Source organism: Bifidobacterium saimiriisciurei, assembly GCF_010667655.1.
GTDB classification, from domain to species: Bacteria; Actinomycetota; Actinomycetes; order Actinomycetales; family Bifidobacteriaceae; genus Galliscardovia; species Galliscardovia saimiriisciurei.
The window spans coordinates 95,542-114,111 of sequence record NZ_WHZU01000003.1 but is presented as its reverse complement, the minus strand read 5'-3'; the positions used below and the strand labels follow the sequence as shown (position 1 = coordinate 114,111).

General features: G+C 65.0%; 14 protein-coding genes. 7 read left to right on the top strand and 7 right to left on the bottom strand.

Features of this window, described 5'->3' with window-relative positions:
* Positions 1 to 37 precede the first annotated feature (37 nt).
* Positions 38 to 1,222, top strand: a complete 1,185-nt coding sequence (locus GFD18_RS02755; RefSeq protein ID WP_163199961.1) for a 3-deoxy-7-phosphoheptulonate synthase — start codon at positions 38 to 40, stop codon at positions 1,220 to 1,222.
* 32 nt (positions 1,223 to 1,254) lie between these two features.
* Positions 1,255 to 1,950, top strand: coding sequence for a 5'-methylthioadenosine/S-adenosylhomocysteine nucleosidase (mtnN, locus tag GFD18_RS02750; RefSeq protein ID WP_163199962.1), 696 nt, complete (start codon positions 1,255 to 1,257; stop codon positions 1,948 to 1,950).
* Between the two features lie 154 nt (positions 1,951 to 2,104).
* Here mtnN and GFD18_RS02745 read toward each other — a convergent pair whose 3' ends face one another.
* Both GFD18_RS02745 and GFD18_RS02740 read right to left on the bottom strand, forming a co-directional pair.
* Positions 2,105 to 5,245, bottom strand: a complete 3,141-nt coding sequence (locus GFD18_RS02745) for a phosphatase PAP2 family protein (protein ID WP_163199963.1) — start codon at positions 5,243 to 5,245, stop codon at positions 2,105 to 2,107.
* A gap of 236 nt (positions 5,246 to 5,481) precedes the next feature.
* Positions 5,482 to 6,570: a LacI family DNA-binding transcriptional regulator gene (locus GFD18_RS02740; RefSeq protein ID WP_163199964.1), complete on the bottom strand. Its 1,089-nt coding sequence runs from the start codon at positions 6,568 to 6,570 to the stop codon at positions 5,482 to 5,484.
* A 197-nt stretch (positions 6,571 to 6,767) separates the two neighbouring features.
* On the opposite strand from GFD18_RS02740, the gene uxaC reads away from it, so the two are divergent.
* The 3 genes from uxaC to uxuA all read left to right on the top strand — a co-directional run bounded on the left by uxaC (position 6,768) and on the right by uxuA (position 11,318).
* Positions 6,768 to 8,174 (top strand): glucuronate isomerase, encoded by a 1,407-nt coding sequence (uxaC, locus tag GFD18_RS02735; protein ID WP_163199965.1) that lies wholly within the window; start codon positions 6,768 to 6,770, stop codon positions 8,172 to 8,174.
* A 192-nt stretch (positions 8,175 to 8,366) separates the two neighbouring features.
* Positions 8,367 to 10,004 carry a mannitol dehydrogenase family protein gene (locus tag GFD18_RS02730; protein ID WP_163199966.1) on the top strand — a complete coding sequence of 546 codons (1,638 nt, stop codon included), beginning with the start codon at positions 8,367 to 8,369 and terminating at the stop codon, positions 10,002 to 10,004.
* Positions 10,005 to 10,187: 183 nt separating this feature from the next.
* Positions 10,188 to 11,318, top strand: coding sequence for a mannonate dehydratase (gene uxuA, locus GFD18_RS02725; protein WP_100510648.1), 1,131 nt, complete (start codon positions 10,188 to 10,190; stop codon positions 11,316 to 11,318).
* Positions 11,319 to 11,523: 205 nt separating this feature from the next.
* On the opposite strand, the gene GFD18_RS02720 is transcribed toward uxuA, so the two are convergent.
* On the bottom strand, positions 11,524 to 12,408 hold the full coding sequence (locus GFD18_RS02720) for an AraC family transcriptional regulator (RefSeq protein WP_163199967.1): 885 nt from the start codon (positions 12,406 to 12,408) through the stop codon (positions 11,524 to 11,526).
* Positions 12,409 to 12,711: 303 nt separating this feature from the next.
* On the opposite strand from GFD18_RS02720, the gene GFD18_RS02715 reads away from it, so the two are divergent.
* Complete coding sequence (locus GFD18_RS02715; RefSeq protein ID WP_163199968.1) at positions 12,712 to 14,157, top strand: sugar porter family MFS transporter; 1,446 nt, start codon at positions 12,712 to 12,714, stop codon at positions 14,155 to 14,157.
* 94 nt (positions 14,158 to 14,251) lie between these two features.
* Complete coding sequence (locus tag GFD18_RS02710; protein ID WP_163199969.1) at positions 14,252 to 15,289, top strand: alpha/beta hydrolase; 1,038 nt, start codon at positions 14,252 to 14,254, stop codon at positions 15,287 to 15,289.
* A gap of 82 nt (positions 15,290 to 15,371) precedes the next feature.
* On the opposite strand, the gene hxlB is transcribed toward GFD18_RS02710, so the two are convergent.
* The 4 genes from hxlB to GFD18_RS02690 all read right to left on the bottom strand — a co-directional run bounded on the left by hxlB (position 15,372) and on the right by GFD18_RS02690 (position 18,462).
* Complete coding sequence (gene hxlB / locus GFD18_RS02705; RefSeq protein ID WP_163199970.1) at positions 15,372 to 15,923, bottom strand: 6-phospho-3-hexuloisomerase; 552 nt, start codon at positions 15,921 to 15,923, stop codon at positions 15,372 to 15,374.
* 107 nt (positions 15,924 to 16,030) lie between these two features.
* Positions 16,031 to 16,663: an orotidine 5'-phosphate decarboxylase / HUMPS family protein gene (locus GFD18_RS02700; protein WP_163199971.1), complete on the bottom strand. Its 633-nt coding sequence runs from the start codon at positions 16,661 to 16,663 to the stop codon at positions 16,031 to 16,033.
* Positions 16,660 to 17,631: a sugar kinase gene (locus GFD18_RS02695; protein ID WP_163199972.1), complete on the bottom strand. Its 972-nt coding sequence runs from the start codon at positions 17,629 to 17,631 to the stop codon at positions 16,660 to 16,662. Before GFD18_RS02695 ends, GFD18_RS02700 begins: the two co-directional genes overlap by 4 nt.
* A 69-nt stretch (positions 17,632 to 17,700) precedes the next feature.
* Entirely contained in the window at positions 17,701 to 18,462 is a 762-nt protein-coding gene (locus GFD18_RS02690; RefSeq protein WP_163199973.1) for a sugar phosphate isomerase/epimerase family protein, read from the bottom strand.
* Between the last annotated feature and the right edge of the window lie 108 nt (positions 18,463 to 18,570).

Genomic DNA, 18,570 nt, shown 5'->3' with positions numbered 1-18,570 from the left:
TGGGAGGACATTCGTATGCATAGGGAGACTGATCGCAATGCAAGAAAACAATGACCGCGGCCAGGAGCTGCGCGCCATTCGTCAGGCCCTGGGGGAGGGCAAGAACCCGCTGAACGTGCAGGGAATCCCGCGTTGGGAGGACCAGGTGGGCATCGCGCGCATCGTAAACCGTCGCGTCATGGAGCTCGACCCGCTGCCCACGCCGGCCGAGGTGCTTTCCGACCTGCCTCTGGACGAGAAGGCACGCGACCTCGTCGCCACGTCCCGAGACGAGGTGCGCGCCTGCCTGTATGGACAGGACGACCGGCTGCTCGTCATCGTCGGCCCCTGCTCCGTGCACGACCCAAAGGCGGCGTTCGACTACGCCCGTCGTCTCGCCGCGGTGAAGCGCGAACTCGACGGCGAGCTCATGATCGTCATGCGCGTGTACTTCGAGAAGCCGCGCACCACCGTCGGCTGGAAGGGCCTCATCAACGACCCCGACGTCGACGGCAGCCACAACATCCACAAGGGCCTGCTGCTGGCACGCAAGACCCTCATCGGCGTGCTCGACACGGGTCTGCCGGCCGCCACCGAGTTCCTCGAGCCCACGTCGCCGCAGTTCATCGCCGACGCCGTCACCTGGGGCGCGATCGGCGCGCGCAACACCGAAAGCCAGATCCACCGCCAGCTCGCCAGCGGCCTGTCGATGCCGGTCGGCTTCAAGAACGCGACCGACGGCTCGGTGAAAGCCGCCATCAACGGCTGCTATGCGGCCGCCCAGCAGCACACGTTCTTCGGCATCGACCATGAGGGCCGCGCCGCCGCCGTCGAAACGCTCGGCAACCCCGACTGCCATGTGGTGCTGCGCGGTTCGAGCCATGGCCCCAACTACGACGCGCAGTCCGTGGCCACCGCCATGGCCGCCGTGCGCGACGAGATGCCCGCCGACTCGGCCGCCGCCCACGGACTGGTCATCGACGCCTCGCACGGCAATTCCGGCAAGGACGAGCATCGTCAGGCCGAGGTCGTGCGCGACATCGCCGCACGCATCGCCGCCGGCGAGCAGGGCATCACCGGCATCATGATGGAAAGTTTCATCGAAGGCGGCAACCAGCCCGCCGCGCCGCTCGACCAGCTCGTCTACGGCAAGTCCATCACCGACAAGTGCATCGCATGGCCCGAGACCGAGCGGCTGCTGCGTGAACTCGCCGAAGCCGTCGGCGCCCGTAGGTGGAAGTGACAGCACCGCTGCATATCGTAAAGGAGATTTTCATGAGCAGGACCATCGCCGTCATCGGCGCCATGGACGAAGAGGTCGCACTGATCGCCAAGTCGCTCGACTCGGCTACCGTCACGCACGAGGCCGGCCTCGACATCACCGCCGGCGACATCGCCACCGCCAAGGGCGAGACGGTGCACGTCGTCGCCACCGTCGCCGGCATGGGCACGGTGAACGCTGCCGCCACCACGCAGCACCTCATCGATGTCTGCAATCCCGAGGCCGTCATCTTCTCCGGCATTGCGGGCAACCTCAACAAGCACCTGCATATCAACGACGTGGTGCTCGGCGGCACGCTGCGCTACCTCGACTCCGACATGCGCCTCATCGCCCAGTCCGCGCCGAAGACCGAGGAGTTCCACTCCGACCCGGAGCTCATCAAGCTGGCCGACGCCGCGCTCGACGACATGGGCATCACGCACATCACCGGCATCATCGCCACCGGCAACTACTTCGTCGAGGGCGATGAGAACGTCAACAGGGTGATCGTGGCCACCGGAGCCGACGCCGTGGAGATGGAGGGCGCCGCGGTCGTGCATGTCGCCTCCCGCAACGAGGTGCCCGCGCTGGTCATCCGCGCGCTGAGTGACAACGCCGACACCGAATACGAGACGTTCAAGGAGTTCGACATCAGCGAATACGCCGACACCGCGGCCAAGCTGGTGGTCAACATCCTCGGCCGGCTGTAGTCGGCAGGACACGTGCGATGGCGTCCCATGCCATGCATGTGCGCCATGAACGAAGAACGGGCCTTGGAACCGATATTGATTGGTTCCAAGGCCCGTTCGATTAACGGTCCGTCAGGTCATGCGGCTTCGTGCGGCCGCATGACCTGCGTTCATGTCAGAGGTCGCGGCGACGCAGCGCCACCAGCGTGCCGCCGGCGATGACCACCACGGCCATGGCGAGGGCGATGCCCGCCACGGCGCTGCCGGTCTTGCCGAGCTGTCCGACGGTCTTCACGCCATTGGCGCTGTTGTCGTTGGCGGCCGTGTTGGCACTGCTGTTGCTGCCAACGGCGGGAGCGGTGCCCTTGGCCGCGACGGTGATGACGCGCTTGGCGGTGGCGGTGTTGCCGGCCTTGTCGGACACCGTGTAGGTCAACGTGTACTTGCTGGCCTTGGCGGTGTTGACCGAACCGTTCACCGTGATGTCCTTGGTCACGTCGCCGTCCTTGTCATCCTTGGCGGTCACGCCGGCCATGGCGTCGAACTTCGCGTTCAGGGCCACGGTGGCATCCTGCACGCCGGAGAACACGGGGGCGGTGGTGTCGGCGCTGGCCACGACCACGCTGGCCTCGGCCTGGCCGGGCTCGACCTTCACCACGGTCTTCTTGTCGGAGCTCAACGTCACCTTGGCGCTGTAGGCGGCGGCGAGGTTCACTCGTGCCCAGCCCTTGCTGCTCGCGTCGAGCGGGTAGCCGGAGTCGCCTTCGGTCGCGGCGAGCACGGCCTTCTTCTGGTCGGCGGTCAGGCTCTTGAACGCCTCGACGTTGTCGAGCAGGCGCACGGCGGAGTCCGGGACCACGGCGGCCTGGCCGGTCTTGCCGGTGGCCTGGAAGCCGTAGGTCATGCGGGCCTTGTATGCGGTCAGAGCGGAGGCGCGGTCGGTCACCGGCTTGGTCGACACCTCGTCGGTGAAGTCGTTCGTGTAGCCCTTGTCGTTGGCGGCACCGGTGTCGGCGATGCAGGCGGCGAGGGTGTCGCCGTGGCCGTCGGCCTTGCAGCGGGCGGTCAGGTAGTCCACGAGCTCCTTGCGGGCTGCGGTGCCATAGGCGGTCTGGTAGTCCTCGCTGTTCGGGTCGTCGGTGCCGGCGGCCACCATGTTCGCCACACCGGACTGGCCGGCGATGTGGCCGCCCATGATGTCGAGCGGGTAGTGCACGCCGAGCACGATGCGGTTGTTGCCCGCCTCGGAGACTCGGGTCATGATCTCGGGGCCGAGCTCAGGCAGCAGGTAGGCGAGGCCGGTGCCCTGGCCGAACGCGTACGTGGTGTGGCCCGACGGGAACGAGCCGGAGGAGGCGAGGCCGTCGTATTGGCCCTGCTCCTCGTAGGCGGGAACCTTCTTGATGTTCAGGGTCTGCTGGAGGCCGTTGAGGTCGAGCGTGGTGCCGTTGTAGTTGACACGGTCCACGTACGGGCGCGGGTGCGAGTAGACGGTCTTGGCGTTTCCGGTGCTGGCGCCGTAGTTGGCCCAGGAGAGGAACTTCGTGGTGTTGCCGAGCTTGCAGTCGTACACGAACTTGCGCACGTTGCAGCCGTCCATGCCCTCCTCGTAGTACTTGCCGAGCACGGGGCCGAGCGCGTCGTACAGCGTCTTGGTGGAGTCCATGGCAGCGTCCGAGACCGCGCGCTGGTCCTGCGTGCTGTTGCCATCGGCGCCCCAGGCCTTGTTGTTGATGTCCTCGGTGACTTTGTCGTCGTGGGCGAGCACGCCCTTGCCCTCGTCGGTCACGCCCTTGCCGCCGATGAAGTACTTGTTGAAGTCGGCGAGCAGCGTGGAGACGTCATCGGGCTTGACGGTCGTGACCTTCGGGGTCTTGTTGCCGAAGGTGAGCTTGAGGATGGTGTCGCCGGTGGCGTTCACCGTCACGTTGGCGCTGTAGGCCTTGGCGAGGTTGATGCGCTGGTAGCCCTTGCTGCTTGCGTCGAGCGGGTAGCCGGAGTCGATCTCGGAGGCGGCGAGGATCTGCTTGCGCACGGAGTCGCTGGTTCCCGGGAACGCGGTGAGCAGCAGGTTCGCGGCCTCGTCGGGCACGACCGGGGCCTGGCCGGCGGCGCCGGTCTGGGCGAAGCCGTAGGTCAGCCGGTTCGTGTAGACCTCGATGGCCGAGGCACGGTTGGTGACGGCCTTGCCGGAGACCGGGTCCACGAAGGAGTTCTGGTAGCCGGCGGTGTCGTTGGCCTTGAGGCTGTTCACGCAATCCTGCACGGTGGCGAAATCGGTGTCGCTGCGCTGCTTGACGTTGCCGTTGGCGACGCACTCGTCGGCCAGGTACTTCTGCAGTTCGTTGTAGGCGGGGATGAGCTTGTTCTCACGGAACGACTGGTCGCTCCACAGCGTGGCGTTCGCGACCTCGCCGTCGATGCGGCCGCCCATGATGTCGAGCGGGTAGTGCACGCCGAGCACGATGCGGTTGTTGCCCGCCTCGGAGGCACGGGTCACGATTTCGGTGCCCAGCTGCGGCAGCAGGGTCGCCAGGCCGATGCCGCCCGAGTAGGCGTAGGTGGTGTGGCCCGACGGGAACGAGCCGGAGGTAAGGAACCCGTCGTAGCCGGCGTCATGCTTCACGCCGTCGGCGCTGGTCCACACGGGAACGCGCTTGATGCCGACGGACTTGTCGAGTCCGGCTGTCGGGTAGCCGGCGTCGGTGCGGTCGACGAACGGACGCGGGTGGTTGAACGTCACCTTCGCGGTGCCGGTGTCGAGCCAGTCGGAGACCAGCGCCGAATTGTAGGAGCCGCTCTTGTGGTCGCTGATGAGCAGGCTGTAGGTCTTGGCGAGCGGACCGCTCGGGTTCGCTTCGCTGCCGTCGGCGCTTGCGCTGGCATCGAGTCCGTCGGCGAGGTACTTGCCGAGCACGGGGCCGAGCGCGTCGGGCAGGGTCTCGCGCATCTTGTAGTCGGAGTCGATAAGCGCGCGCTGCTGCTGGGCGGTCGGCGTGGTGACGCCATCGCCCGTGCCGTCGGCCGTGGCCGCGGCGTTGTTGATGGCCTGGGTCATGTCGTCGTCATGCTTGAGCACGGTGGCGTTCTTGACGGTGCCCTTGCCGAACGGCTTGGCCGGGTCGGTCTTGTCATAGGCGTTGGCGGGCTGGTAGTAGTTCTCGAAATCACCGAGCAGCGAGACGATGTCGGGCTGCTGCGGCGTGGCGGCGTCGGCCGCGTTCGCCGTGGCGGCGAACGGCGCAAGCGTGGCCACGGCGACGAGCCCGGCGAGGGCCCCCTTCAGCACCGTGGTCGGGAAGGCAGTATGTGTCATGATTCTCCCAATTCCTCAATGAAAAAACCGATGACATCGGTTTCTGTGACGTCATCGGCATTACTGCCATTCCAGTGTGCGTCGGCAAAAGCGGCGTCGCTTCACGATGACGGGAGAAATCAACGTGGCGAAATCCGTCGTTCACCGTAATTCATCCGCCGTTCATCTTCTCCCGACGGCATGCGATGGACATGCGTCGGGGAGGATGAACGGCGGATGCGGCGAACGTGCGAACGCTACCGCATCTTGAACATATGCACGTCGTTGCTGGCGGGCGCCGTGCTCGACCGTGGAATGAACGTGGACTTGAGGAACGTGGTCGACGGCGTGCCGTTGCCGTTTCGCGCATGCCGCAGCTGATTGACGATCTCGTCGACCGCCAGCTGGGCCGGTTCCTTGCGCGGCAGGCGGATCGTGGAAAGCGCCGGCGTGACCAGCGAGCTGACGGGCGTGTCGTCGATGCCCACCACCGACACCTCCTCGGGGATGCGGATGCCCTTGGCCTGCAGCGCCTTGATGAACCCGATGGCGACGATGTCGTTGTAGCAGATCACCGCCGTGGTCGGATTGCGCATGAACTCCTCGCTGTAGCGGTAGCCGCCGCTGTACGACGGCGATTCGGCGCCGATGCGCCGCAGCCTCACCTGCTTCTTCTTGCACAGTTCCGAAAGCGTGCGCCAGCGGCGGCCGTCCTGCCATGAGGCCTCCGGGCCCGAAAGATACGTCACCTCGCTGTGGCCGAGACGGATGAGATGGTCGAGCGCCTCCTCGAGTCCCTGCATCGTGTCGGGGATGATGGACTGCACGCCGCGGATCGGACGGTTCAGCGCGATCAGCGGCTTGATCTCCGCCATCTTGCGGATCGTGGCGTCGGATGAGCGCGAGGAGGAGAGGATCAGGCCGTCCACATGGTTCATGGCCAGGTTCAGCGCCTTGCGTTCGATGAGGTTCGTCTCCTCGAAGTCGATGACCAGCAGGCCGAATCCCTTGCGCAGGCATTCGTGCTGCGCGCTTTTCACATAGTCGGCGAAGATGGGGTTGCCGAGGTCGGCCACCGTGATGGCGATGAGACCGCTGAGATGGTGCGAGTCGGTCATGTTCAGCGACGTCACCGTCTTGACGCGGTATCCCAGCCGGTCGGCCGCCTCGCGGATGCGCTGCGAGGTCTCCGCGCTTACGCGGCCCGGCCTTGCGAACGCCCGCGATACGGTGGAGGGGGAGACCCCCACGGCCTTCGCCACGTCGCGTATGGTCACGGAACGATGTGTGCCGTCGGCCGTCCCCATGGTGCCAGCCTCGTCGTTGGCGTCATCTGATGAAGTCATGCATATGCTCCTGATTCGTTACCCTAAGGGTCTACTGTACCGTTTTCCATCGTTTTCGTCATCGATATCGCGAATATGGACACGCCATCGTCGCCCGACGACGGCGAATCAGGCAAAAGCTGGCAACTGTGAGCCGCGAGACACGGGGAAACCCATAATCGGAAGTGGAAGACAACACAAACAAAGGAGTTTCCAGCATGGTTAACGCTGACAGGCTGTTCCCCGCTGATCCCGCCACCCGCGACATCGCTCGCGAACTGTACGCGGAGGTCAAGGACCTTCCGATCATCTCCCCCCACGGCCACGTCCCGGTCGAATGGTTCCACGACAAGGACTACCATTTCGCCAACCCGACCGAGCTGTTCATCACGCCCGACCACTACGTGACCCGCATCATGCATTCGCAGGGCGTCGACCTCAAGGACCTCGGCGTCGGCCAGAAGAACTTCACCGAGGAGCAGTCCAAGCACGCCTTCGAGCTGCTGGGCAAGTACTGGTACGCCTACGTCGGCACGCCGATGCAGTACTGGTTCGACGATGAGCTGTCCACCGTGTTCGGCATCGACAAGCCGTTCGGCCCCGACACCGCCGGCGAGATCTACGACGAGATCAACGACGACCTGAAGCAGCCGGAGTTCTCCACCCGCGCCCTGGTCAAGAAGTTCAACATCGAGTTCATCTCCACCACCGACGACACGCTCGACGACCTGCACCTGCACGACGAGACCAACGCCGACCCGGACTTCCCGGCCCGTCTGGCCCCGGCCTTCCGCCCGGACCTCTACCTCGAGCCCTACAAGACCGCCAACTGGGCGCATGAGGTCGAGAAGCTCGGCGAGGTCGCCGGCATCGACGCCACCACGTACGCGGGCTTCACCGAGGCCCTGCGCCGCCGTCGCGTGTACTTCAAGGAGCATGGCGCGGTCCTCTCCGACCACTCCCACGCCGACGTGCGCACCGACCGCCTCTCCGACACCGAGGTCAACCGCCTGTTCAAGCAGGCCATGGCCGGCAACATCACGCCGGAGGAGGGCGACAAGCTGCGCCGTCACTTCTTCGCCGACCAGGTGGAGATGGCCCAGGAGGACGGTCTGGTCATGACCGTGCACCCGCACGTCCACCGCGACTACGACCCGCAGAACCTCGCCCAGTACGGCGTGAACATCGGCGCCGACATCCCGGCCAAGGCCGAGTACGCCGTCGACCTCAAGAGCCTGCTCAACAAGTACGGCAACAACCCGGACTTCCACTTCGTGGCCTTCACCATGGACGAGACGGTCTACTCCCGTGAGCTCGGCCCGCTGGCCGGCTTCTACCCGAGCCTGTACGTCGGCGCCCCGTGGTGGTTCCTCGACTCCCCGGAGCCGATCCTGCGCTACTTCGACTACATCACCACCGCCGCCGGCTTCACCAAGCTTTCCGGCTTCATCGACGACACCCGCGCCCTGTGCTCGATCCCGACCCGTCACGACACCAACCGTCGTCTCACGGCCCGCTTCGTCTCCGGCCTGGTCGCCGACCACCGCCTGAGCCTCGAGGACGGCAAGAAGGTCATGCGCGATTCCGTGCAGTCCGGCCCGCGCCACGTCTTCAAGCTCGACTAGGAGGACGGGGAGGAAACCCTGCCAGGTGCCTCCGAAGTCCACGGCCCTGTCATAGGGGCCATGAATATGTAATCCGCGATGTCCGTGGCAAATTTTGGCACGGACACCGCGGTGAACAACCAATATTATAAACTGATTATAACGGCGCTCACCAATGAAGGCGCGTGCCAAATCGATATGGAAGGAACATCCATGGTTCTTCATCTGACTGATGATTTCAAGGCGAATGCGGCAGACTGGGAAGCCGCCGGCATCAAGCTGCCGCAGTACGATCCCGCCGAAGTCGCCGCCTACACCGCCGAGCATCCCTACTGGGTGCACTTCGGCGCCGGCAACCTGTTCCGTGAGGTCCAGGCGCTCATCGCCCAGAGCCTGCTCAACCAGGGTCTGGTCAAGTCCGGCGTGATCGTCGCCGAGACGTTCGACGCCGACATCATCGAGGATTCGTTCAAGCCGTACGACAACCGCGGCCTGTCCGTCATCCTCAAGTCCGACGGCTCCATCGACACCGAGCTCGTCGCCTCCGTGGCCGCCTCCTACGGCGTCAAGAAGCACGACGAGGTGTGGGACGGCCTGGTCAAGGTCTTCACCAACCCGGAGCTGCAGTTCGTCACCGTCACCATCACCGAGAAGGGCTACGCCATCAAGAACAACGACGGCGAGCTTCTCCCGTGGATCAAGCCGGAGGTCGAGAACGGCCCCGACACCGCCGTCTCCGCCATGGGCGCCATCACCGCGCTGCTGTTCGAGCGCTTCAAGGCCGGCGCCAAGCCGATCGCCATGGTCAGCACCGACAACTTCTCGCAGAACGGCGACCGCTTCCGTTCCGTCATCGTCGAGTTCGCCGAGCTGTGGGCCAAGAAGGGCTTCGTCTCCGAGGACTTCGTCCGCTACGTCGACGATCCGGAGCAGGTCTCCTTCCCGCTGAGCATGATCGACCGCATCACCCCGAACCCGGCCGAGTCCGTCTCCAAGCTGCTCGCCGAGAAGGGCTTCGGCGACAACAAGATCTTCCACACCGCCAAGGGCACCAACGTGGCCCCGTTCGCCAACTCCGAGGAGACCTGGTACCTCGTCATCGAGGACTCCTTCCCGAACGGCCGTCCGGCCCTCGAGAAGGCCGGCGTCTTCCTGGGCGACCGCGACACCGTCAACGACTCCGATGAGATGAAGGTCACCACCTGCCTCAACCCGGTGCACACCGCCCTGGCCGTCACCGGTCGTCTCATGAGCTACGACTCCATGAGCGAGACCATCGCCGACCCGACCCTCAAGGCCCTGGCCGAGCGTCTCTCCTACAAGGAGGGCCTGCCGGTCGTCACCGACCCGGGCATCTTCTCCCCGAAGGAGTTCGCCGAGAAGGTCATCGACGTTCGCGTCCCGAACCCGAGCCTGCCCGACTCCCCGGTCCGCATCTCCACCGACACCTCCCAGAAGGTGCCGATCCGCTTCGGCGTGACCATCAAGAAGTACGTCGAGTCCCCGGACCACGATGTCAACGAGCTGGTCGCCATCCCGCTGGCCATCGCCGCATGGCTGCGCCTGCTGCTCGGCAAGGACGGCAAGGCCACCGACGACAACGGCAACGAGATCACCCTGAGCCCCGATCCGCGCATCCCCGAGCTGCAGGCCGACCTCGCCCCGCTCACGCTGGGCGGCGACCTGTCCAAGGCCGACGAGGTGCTCAAGCCGATCCTCGCCGACACCACCCTGTGGAACGTGGACCTCACGCAGACCCCGCTCGCCGAGAAGATCGTGGGCTACTTCAAGGAGTTCGCGGCCGGCACCGGCACCCTGCACCCCGTCATCGACAAGGAGCTCGGCCTCTGAGCCAGGCCTCCCAAGGTCAACGGCTCCCCGCATGATTGAAGGGGAGCCGTCGGCCCCACGAGCGGCGCATGGTCGCGCCGCCCGCCGCAATCCGTGACAATTCACGACAATCCGCACCGTAACAGCACCGTTGCGGTGTAAACCGAAAACTGTATAACCACCGAAAGCAAAGGATCAACCGCTATGAAGATGGGTTTCCGTTGGTACGGCGAGGGTAACGACACCATTTCGCTGGACGACATCCGCCAGATCCCGGGCGTCGAGACGATCGTCTGGTCGCTGCACCACAAGCAGGCCGGCGAGCTGTGGGAGCCGGAGGAGATCGAGGCCGAGATGAAGAAGATCACCGGCCTTTCCGACTACGACCGCAAGCACGGCATCACCAAGACGTTCAACGCCGACGTCGTCGAGTCCGTGAACGTGCACGAGTCCATCAAGACCGGCAAGACCATGCTGGGCATGAGCCGCGACGAGGCGCTCGACAACTACATCAAGACCATCGAGAACCTCGGCAAGGCCGGCGTGAAGGTCGTCACCTACAACTTCATGCCCGTGTTCGACTGGCTGCGCACCGACATGTTCCACCCGTGCCCGGACGGCTCCACTGCCCTGTACTACGACGCCCACAAGGTCGCCGAGCTCACCGACCCGCAGAAGCTGATCGACGAGACGCTCGAGGGCGCCAACGGCCTGACCATGCCGGGCTGGGAGCCGGAGCGTCTGGCCCACCTGCCCGAGTTCATCGAGGCCTACAAGGGCATCGATCACGACAAGTACTACGAGAACTACAAGGTGTTCCTCGACGCCGTCATCCCGACCTGCGAGAAGTACGACGTCAAGCTGGCCGTGCACCCCGACGACCCGGCCTTCGACCTGTTCGGCTGGCCGCGCGTGGTCTCCTCCAAGGAGGGCATCCAGCGCGTGCTCGACCTCAACCCGAGCCCGTACAACGGCCTGTGCCTGTGCCTCGGCTCCTTCTCGTCGCGCCGCGGCAACGACCCTGTCGACGCCGTCAAGACGTTCATGGACCGCATCCACTTCTCGCACGTGCGCAACATCAAGTTCCTCGACGAGGCGGGCAGCTTCTCCGAGGTCGGCCACCGCGCGTCCGAGGGCGACGTGGACACCATCGGCATCATGAAGGCGTACGCCGAGGCCGACTACCAGGGCTACATCCGTCCGGACCACGGCCGTCACCTGTGGAACGAGAACACGCCGGAGCACAAGCCGCGTCCGGGCTACGGCCTGTACGACCGCGCCCTGGGCATCCAGTACCTGCTGGGCGTGTGGGACACCGTCAAGTACAACAAGTAACGCACTGACTTCCTCGCTTCGGTGGCAGCCGGAACGAGGGATACCTTCCTATCGATGAAGGCCTGCGCGAATCGGTCGAACGACCGGACGCGCAGGCCTTTTTCATATGTGCAGGTTCATCCTCGCAGAACCCTCCGTCTGTGATTTCCCGGTGTCGGTCATAACGCGAATGCCTCAGCCCCGTCGCATTCCCGGGCGTTCGGCGCTACCCCTGCCGTTGCTCCGCCCTCTGCGCACGGCGGTAGGCGCTGGGCGTCATCCCGTAGGCGCGTTCGAACGCCGCGCACATGCTGCGCGAATCCGCGAATCCACTCGAACGCACCACCTCGGCGATCGGCACGGTCGAGCGCGCTATCCGCCGCTCGGCGTCCTGCAGACGCAGCCGGGTGACGAACTGTTTGAATCCCATGCCCGTCGCCTCCTTGAACAGACGGCTGAAATGCTCGCGGCTGTAACCGAACCGCGCAGCCACGTCCTGCGCCGTCAGCGGCTCGGCATAATGGCTTTCGATGAACCCGACGACCTGTATGAACACATGGCGGCCGTTGCGTACGAGTTCCGGCCGTCTCACGCCGACGACGAATTTCGAATACACGAGGTACAGGATCTCGTAGAGGATCGCGTTCAGCTGCAGCGTCTTCAGCGTTCCCGGCCGCTCATGCCATTGCGCGGCCTTGATGACGAGGTCGGTGAGGCGCTGCCGGTCGTCGTCGGTAGCGGTGGGGCTCATGAAGTCGACGAGGTTGCGGTCGGCGTACGGATACGATTTCTCGACGATGTCGTTGTTGAACGTGATGGAGACTCCGCTGTAATAGCCGACGTCGGTGAGCTTGGCCTCGTGGATCGCATACGGGCTGATGAGCGTGGTATGCCCCGGGGCGGTCTCGATGATCGACGAGTCGATGGTCCATGTGGCTGTACCGGCGAAGCAATGGGAGAGCTCCAATCCCCGATGCCAGTGGGGGCGCACCGATTCCCCTCTGACGTTGTGCATCAGGATCAGGGCGGGGGAGTCCTCCGGATAGATGTTCTCCTCGAGATAATCGTCGGTGATCACCCGGTTGTACGGATAGTCGTGGTCGTCGGTCATGGTCGGGCTCCCGTCGTCTCGTATGCCTTCACCGTTTCCGTGCCGTCGTCGGCCTTCGTTGTCGGAATGCCGCCTTCGGCATGACATCGTCGGCATGATGTCTACGATTCGTGACGCGGAAAATGCATAATGTGATGTTATCTTCGTATTTCCGTAATAATACATCACAAAATCATATTTTCTGAATCACATAATGATTACCGGCGATGAAATCATGCCCCTACGATGATGAACATCACATGGCTGCGAAGGGTCGCGGCCATGGAGGAAATGACAAGGTGGTCATCAACGAAGGAGAGGGCAATGACGTCACAGACCAGTTCCCGGCATGACGATCTCGAGGAAATCGTCGATCCGGTCATCAAACGCAGAATCATCATCGTATGCGCGGCCGCCGCGATCGGCGGCGTGCTGTTCGGCTTCGACACCGCCGTGATCAACGGCGCCGTGGACTCGATTGCCGGCACCGCGACCGGCTTCGGCCTCAACAGCTTCATGAGCGGCATCTCCGTCTCGTGCGCGCTGCTCGGCTGCGTGCTCGGCGCCTGGTTCGCCGGCAAGCTGGCCGACAAGTACGGCCGCATCCACTCCATGCTGTTCGCCGCCATCCTGTTCATCGCCAGCTCCCTGGGCTCCGCGCTCGCACCCGAGATCTGGTCGTTCATCGTGTTCCGCTTCATCGGCGGCCTTGGCGTCGGCCTGGCCTCTGTGCTCGGCCCCGCCTACATCGCCGAGGTCTCGCCGACCAAGATGCGTGGCTTCCTCACCAGCTTCCAGCAGTTCGGCGTCGGCATCGGCATGCTGGCCTCCACCATCACCAACAGCATGTTCGCCAAGGGCTCCGGCGGCGCCGACTCGCCGTTCTGGTTCGGTCTCGCCACCTGGCGCTGGATGCTGCTCATCATGATCGTGCCGTCGGTCGTCATGTTCGCCGTGTCGCTGCTGCTGCCCGAATCGCCGCGCTACCTCGTCATGAAGGGCCGCGACGAGGAGGCCGCCGCCACGCTCAAGCGCATCAACGGCGTGGTGAACCCCGAAGCCAAGATCGCCCAGATCCGCGCCACCGTCGGCAGCGAGAGCGGTGCGAAGCTGCGCGACCTGCGCGGTGGATTCCTCGGCCTGAAGAAGGTCGTGTGGATCGGCATCCTCGTGGCCCTGTTCCAGCAGTTCTGCGGCATCAACATCATCCTCTACTACGATTCGAGCATCTGGCGTTCCATGGGCTTCTCCGAGCAGGTCGCGCTTGACATCTCGCTGTACCGCACGCTCGCCGCATGGATCCCGATGATCGCGTCCATGATCCTGCTCGACCGCATCGGCCGCAAGAAGCTGCTCGCCGCCGGTTCCATCGCCATGACCGTGTTCCTGCTCATCGCCACCGTCGGCTTCTACCACGCCTCCATGCAGGACGGCAACTTCGTGCTCCCCGGCATCTGGGCCCCGATCGCCATCTTCGGCATGTACGCGTTCTTCCTGTCGTTCAACTTCAGCTGGGGCGCCGGCATGTGGGTCGTCATCGGCGAGATCTTCCCGAACAACATCCGCGCCATCGGCGTGGCCGTGGCCACCGCGTTCAACTGGATCGGCAACTTCGTGGTCTCCACCACGTTCCCGCCGCTGCGCGACACCATCGGCGTCGGCAACGTGTACCTCGCCTACACCGTGTTCGCGCTGCTGAGCTACCTGTTCGTCAAGAAGGTGCTGCCCGAGACCAACGGCGTGGCCCTCGAGGACATGAAGGCCGAGTGACCGAATCCATTCGCCTGTGCGCCGGCCGCGCCGACATCGGCAGGCCGGCGCATTGCGTAACGCATGACAACGATGCATGAAGATTAAGGAGACCATGATGAGCAACCGATACGCCACGGCCGAAGGAGTGCCGTACACCGACTGGACCGAGATCGACGGCGACCTCGGCGACTGCCCCGAACCGCTGCGTTCGGCGATCCTCAAGTCCCGCGTGGACTTCGCCGACGGCGACGCCTCCCGCGTGCCGTTCTGGCACACGCCCGACGACGTGGACGTCATCGCCGACCTGCCGTACGCCGACGACGCCGACGAGGTGCGCGGCCACCGGCTCGACCTCTACCTGCCGCACGAGGCCGTCGTGCGAGGCGGCCAGACGATGCCCGTATACGTCGACATCCACGGCGGCGGATTCGTCTACGGCCACAAGGAGCTCAACCGCAACTTCTGCACGCACCTGGCCTCGCGCGGATTCGCCGTGTTCTCGGTGAACTACCGTCCCTCGCCGCAGACCGACTTTCTCGGCCAGCTGCGCGACGTCGCGCAGGCGCTCGCCTGGATTCGCGACCATCGCGCCGAATACCCGATCGCGCAGGACGGCGTCTGGCTCACCGGCGACTCCGCCGGCGGATGCCTCGCGTTCTTCACCGCCGCCGTCGAACGCTCGGCGTCGGTCGCCGCCGCTCTGGGCGTCGAGGCCAGCGGCATCGGCGTGAACGGCGCGGCGCTCGTCTCCGGCCTGTACAACCTGCTGCCGTACGTTCCGGCCGCCGGCGGTGCCGCCGCCACGGCCGCGGGGGAGGACGACCCCAAGACCATCCTCGACGCCATGTCGTCCACGTTCTTCGCGCCGCTGGCCGACGTCGACCGTTCGGCCGTCGACGTCGCCGAAATCGTGCGGTCGGTCGACCTGCCGCCGCTGTTCCTCAACACCAGCAGCGACGACTTCATCCAGTCGGAGACCCTGCATCTGGCCGCGCTGCTGTCGGAGGGCGACACCGACTTCGAACTGCACGACTGGAAGACCGCGCCCGCCGAAACCCTCGGCCACGTGTTCCCCGTGTGCATGAGCTGGCTTGAGGAAAGCGGCGTCGTCCTCGACCTCATCCGCGACTTCACCTACTCAAGGCTGTGACGGTCATTCGTCCGGATGCGAAAAGCTCCGCCTTCCGATATTCCGGAAGGCGGAGCTTCGTTCTATTGCTTCACGTTGATGGTCACTCCACGTTGGCGTGGTTGGCGTTGGCCTGGGCGTCGGAGACGTTGTCGCGGCGGGAGAGCATGAGGCACAGGGCGTCGAGCGCGATGTGCACGCTCTGGTCGAACAGCGAGCTGAGCAGCTGGATGGAGCCGCCGGCCTCGCCCTTCACGCGGCCCGGCACGAGAATCACGGCGTCGGCCGCGTCGGCCAGGGGGGATTCCGGCTTCGACGTGACGGCGATCACCTTCACGCCCAGCTTCTTCGCGGCCTCGGCGTCCTCCACGGTCTTGCGCGTCTTGCCCGAGCCGGAGATGGCCAGCAGCACGTCGCCCTCATGCATCGACGGGCAGATGGTCTCTCCCATCATGTAGCTCGTGTAGCCGATGTGCATCATGCGCATCGCGAAGCTGCGCGCCTGGAATCCGGAACGGCCCTCGCCCGTGGCGTACACGCGGTCGTCGCGGCCGATAAGGTCGCGCGCGGCCTCGAGGTCGGCCTCGTCCATCTTGGCGATGACGCCGGAGATCTCATCGACGATCTGGTCGAGAATGCGGTTGTCGTTGGTCATGATATCTGCTCTTTTCCTGATTTGTTCTGCCTTGGATTATTCGGATGGTTAGGAATTCGTGACCTATGGTCGTTGGCCGGCGAGCCGATGTCGTTGGCCGGCAGCGACTACGCGCACAGCGCCCTGCATTCGGCGGCCGCCGCGGCGATGTCGTCGGCCTTGGTGATGGCCGACCCCATGATGGCGATCTCCACGCCCTCAGCGGCAAGGCCGGCAAGCTGGTCCTTCCTGATGCCGCCGGCGATGGCGATGCGTCCGATCTGAGGGTAGCGTGCCTTGAACGCCCGCACCTGGCCGACCGGATCGGCGGTCGCGCCCGAATCGACCGACGTGTGCAGGCAGTAGACGGCGTCGGGGAAGACCGAGATCCTCTCGATGCGGTCGTCGTCGCATTCGAGCAGGTCGATCATCATCACGCCGTCGTGAGCGGCGGCCGACTCGTAGCAGACCTTCAGCGTGCCGAGCGACGACGAGCCCATGACGGTGAGGTACCTGAATCCGCAGTCGAATCCAAGATCGAACTCGTATTTGCCCTCATCGCAGGTCTTGATGTCGCCGAGCACGGCGGTCTCGGGCCGGACCTCGTGCGCGGCCCCGATGAGCGGGGCGAGAGCACGGACGCCGAACTCCTTGGTCAGCGACGTGCCGATCTCGATGACGTCGGCCGATGCGGCGACCTGGCGGATGATGGCTTCTGCGCGAGGGATGTCCACGCGGTCGATGGCTACCTGCAGTTTCACAGCGATACTTCCTTTCGCGGGGTTTCGGCGATGAACCGTTCAAGCTCGGCGCGGGTGGGCAGGCCCTCGGAATCGGAGACGCTTGTCACCTGGATCGCGCCGACGGCGTTCGCTCGCTCCAGCAGATGCTCGGCGTCAAGGCCTTCGAGCAGGGCCGTGATCGCACCGGAGGCGAAGCCGTCGCCGGCGCCGACCGTATCGACCACGTCGACCACGAAGCTCGGCACCACCGTCTCCACGCGCTCGCCGTCCTCGTTGCGCTCGAACAGCGCGGAGCCGGCGTCGCCCAGCTTGATGATGACCTTCTTCACACCCATGTCGAGATAGAAGTCGGCGATGTCGCGCGGGTCCTGTCGGCCGGAGAACAGCTGGCCCTCGGAAAGGCCGGGCATGAACACGTCGGACTTGGCGGCGAGCTTGTTCGTGGCGTAGATCATCTCCTCCTCGCTGTGCCACAGCGTCGGACGGGGGTTCGGGTCGAAGGTCACGAGCGCTCCGTGCGCGCGGGCCTCGTCGATGAGGCGAGATTCGGTCTCGTAGGTGTTCGGGGCGAGCGCGGCGAACACGCCGGTGACGTGCAGCACCTTCACGCCGTCGAAGTCCACGTCGTCCACGATGTCGGGCGTGGTCCTGCTGGCGGCGCTTCCGGCACGGAAGTAGATGACCTTCGGGTCGCCGTCGGGCAGCACCACCTTGAGCTGCGAGCCGGTGGAGGCCTTCGTCGTGCGTCGGATGTTGCCGGTGTCGATGTCGATGGTGTTCATGTAGTCGACGATCATGTCGCCCTGCCAGTCCTCGCCCAGCGTGGTGACGTAGCTGACCGAGTGGCCCTGGCGGTTCGCGCCGATGGCCACGTTGAACTCGCATCCCGCCATCTGCGTCGGCAGGTTACGGGCCTCCATGTAGGTCTGGTCGGAATCGGCGATGAGGTTCACCATGGGTTCGCCGATGGTCATGACTTCTGCCATTGTGGTTTCCTTACGTTTCTTCGTTCGTTATATGCGATGTCGTGCGATGTCGGCTTGTATGGCCGCCGGTCAGGCGAGGGCGGCGCGGACGATGTCGAACTGTTCGGCGACGCGGTCGGCGGGGATGGGGAACTCGAGGAACACGGGAACGTCGTCGCCCAGCTGCGCGACGAGCTCGCGCCAGTCGATGACGCCGTCGTCGAGCATCGTCGTGACGAGGTCCTCGCGCTTCTCGGCGCCGTTGGCGTTCTTCAGATGGAACACGGTGATGAACCCGTGCAGGGCGGCGAACGCGGCGTCCGGGTCCTCGTCCCTCCACAGCCAGTTGCCCAGGTCGAAGGTGTAGCCGATGGCGCTGCCGGCGTCCTTGATGTTTTCCAGCGAGGAGGCGGTGCAGACGAACGTGCCGTTCTCCGGAGTCTGGTCGTTCTCGATGGTCACGCTCACGCCGTATTCGGCGGCGAGCGCGTCGATGCCGTGCAGCACGTCGGCGCTGACGTCCTTCACGTCGCCCTGGTTGAGCTTGACGTTCTTCGCGCCCATGCGCCTGGCCTCGGCGAAATAGGTGGCCAACTCGGGGTTGGCGGCGCCCTCCGCGGTGATGACTTCGGGCACGGAATAGAACAGGCCGAGGCCGCCGGCCCTGCGTGCCGCCGCGATGCGGTCGAATTCGACGTCGGCGTCGATGCCGTCCGCGCCGACGATGTATTCGCGGCGGACTTCGGCGAGGCCGGCGCCGAGATCGGCGATGCGGGGGAGCAGCGTCGACTGCGGGACGCCGTTCGCGAGGTCGGAGAGGTATACGAGCGTGTTGATGCCGAGAGCGGTCATGATGGATTTCCTTGGTTTCTTTGGTGTGTGGGTGTGGTGTGTGGTGCGGAATCAGGGAAGAGCAGGGGAGGGTCGTGGGGGGGGGGGGGGGGGGGGGGGGGGGGGGGG

Excerpts from the sequence above, each read along its gene's own strand:
- GFD18_RS02755 (WP_163199961.1), top strand. The coding sequence starts at position 38 with ATGCAAGAAAACAATGACCGCGGCCAGGAGCTGCGCGCCATTCGTCAG.
- GFD18_RS02690 (WP_163199973.1), bottom strand. The coding sequence starts at position 18,462 with ATGACCGCTCTCGGCATCAACACGCTCGTATACCTCTCCGACCTCGCG.
- GFD18_RS02745 (WP_163199963.1), bottom strand. The coding sequence starts at position 5,245 with ATGACACATACTGCCTTCCCGACCACGGTGCTGAAGGGGGCCCTCGCC.
- hxlB (WP_163199970.1), bottom strand. The coding sequence starts at position 15,923 with ATGACCAACGACAACCGCATTCTCGACCAGATCGTCGATGAGATCTCC.
- GFD18_RS02740 (WP_163199964.1), bottom strand. The coding sequence starts at position 6,570 with ATGACTTCATCAGATGACGCCAACGACGAGGCTGGCACCATGGGGACG.
- GFD18_RS02730 (WP_163199966.1), top strand. The coding sequence starts at position 8,367 with ATGGTTCTTCATCTGACTGATGATTTCAAGGCGAATGCGGCAGACTGG.
- GFD18_RS02720 (WP_163199967.1), bottom strand. The coding sequence starts at position 12,408 with ATGACCGACGACCACGACTATCCGTACAACCGGGTGATCACCGACGAT.
- uxaC (WP_163199965.1), top strand. The coding sequence starts at position 6,768 with ATGGTTAACGCTGACAGGCTGTTCCCCGCTGATCCCGCCACCCGCGAC.
- GFD18_RS02695 (WP_163199972.1), bottom strand. The coding sequence starts at position 17,631 with ATGGCAGAAGTCATGACCATCGGCGAACCCATGGTGAACCTCATCGCC.
- GFD18_RS02710 (WP_163199969.1), top strand. The coding sequence starts at position 14,252 with ATGATGAGCAACCGATACGCCACGGCCGAAGGAGTGCCGTACACCGAC.
- uxuA (WP_100510648.1), top strand. The coding sequence starts at position 10,188 with ATGAAGATGGGTTTCCGTTGGTACGGCGAGGGTAACGACACCATTTCG.
- GFD18_RS02715 (WP_163199968.1), top strand. The coding sequence starts at position 12,712 with ATGACGTCACAGACCAGTTCCCGGCATGACGATCTCGAGGAAATCGTC.
- mtnN (WP_163199962.1), top strand. The coding sequence starts at position 1,255 with ATGAGCAGGACCATCGCCGTCATCGGCGCCATGGACGAAGAGGTCGCA.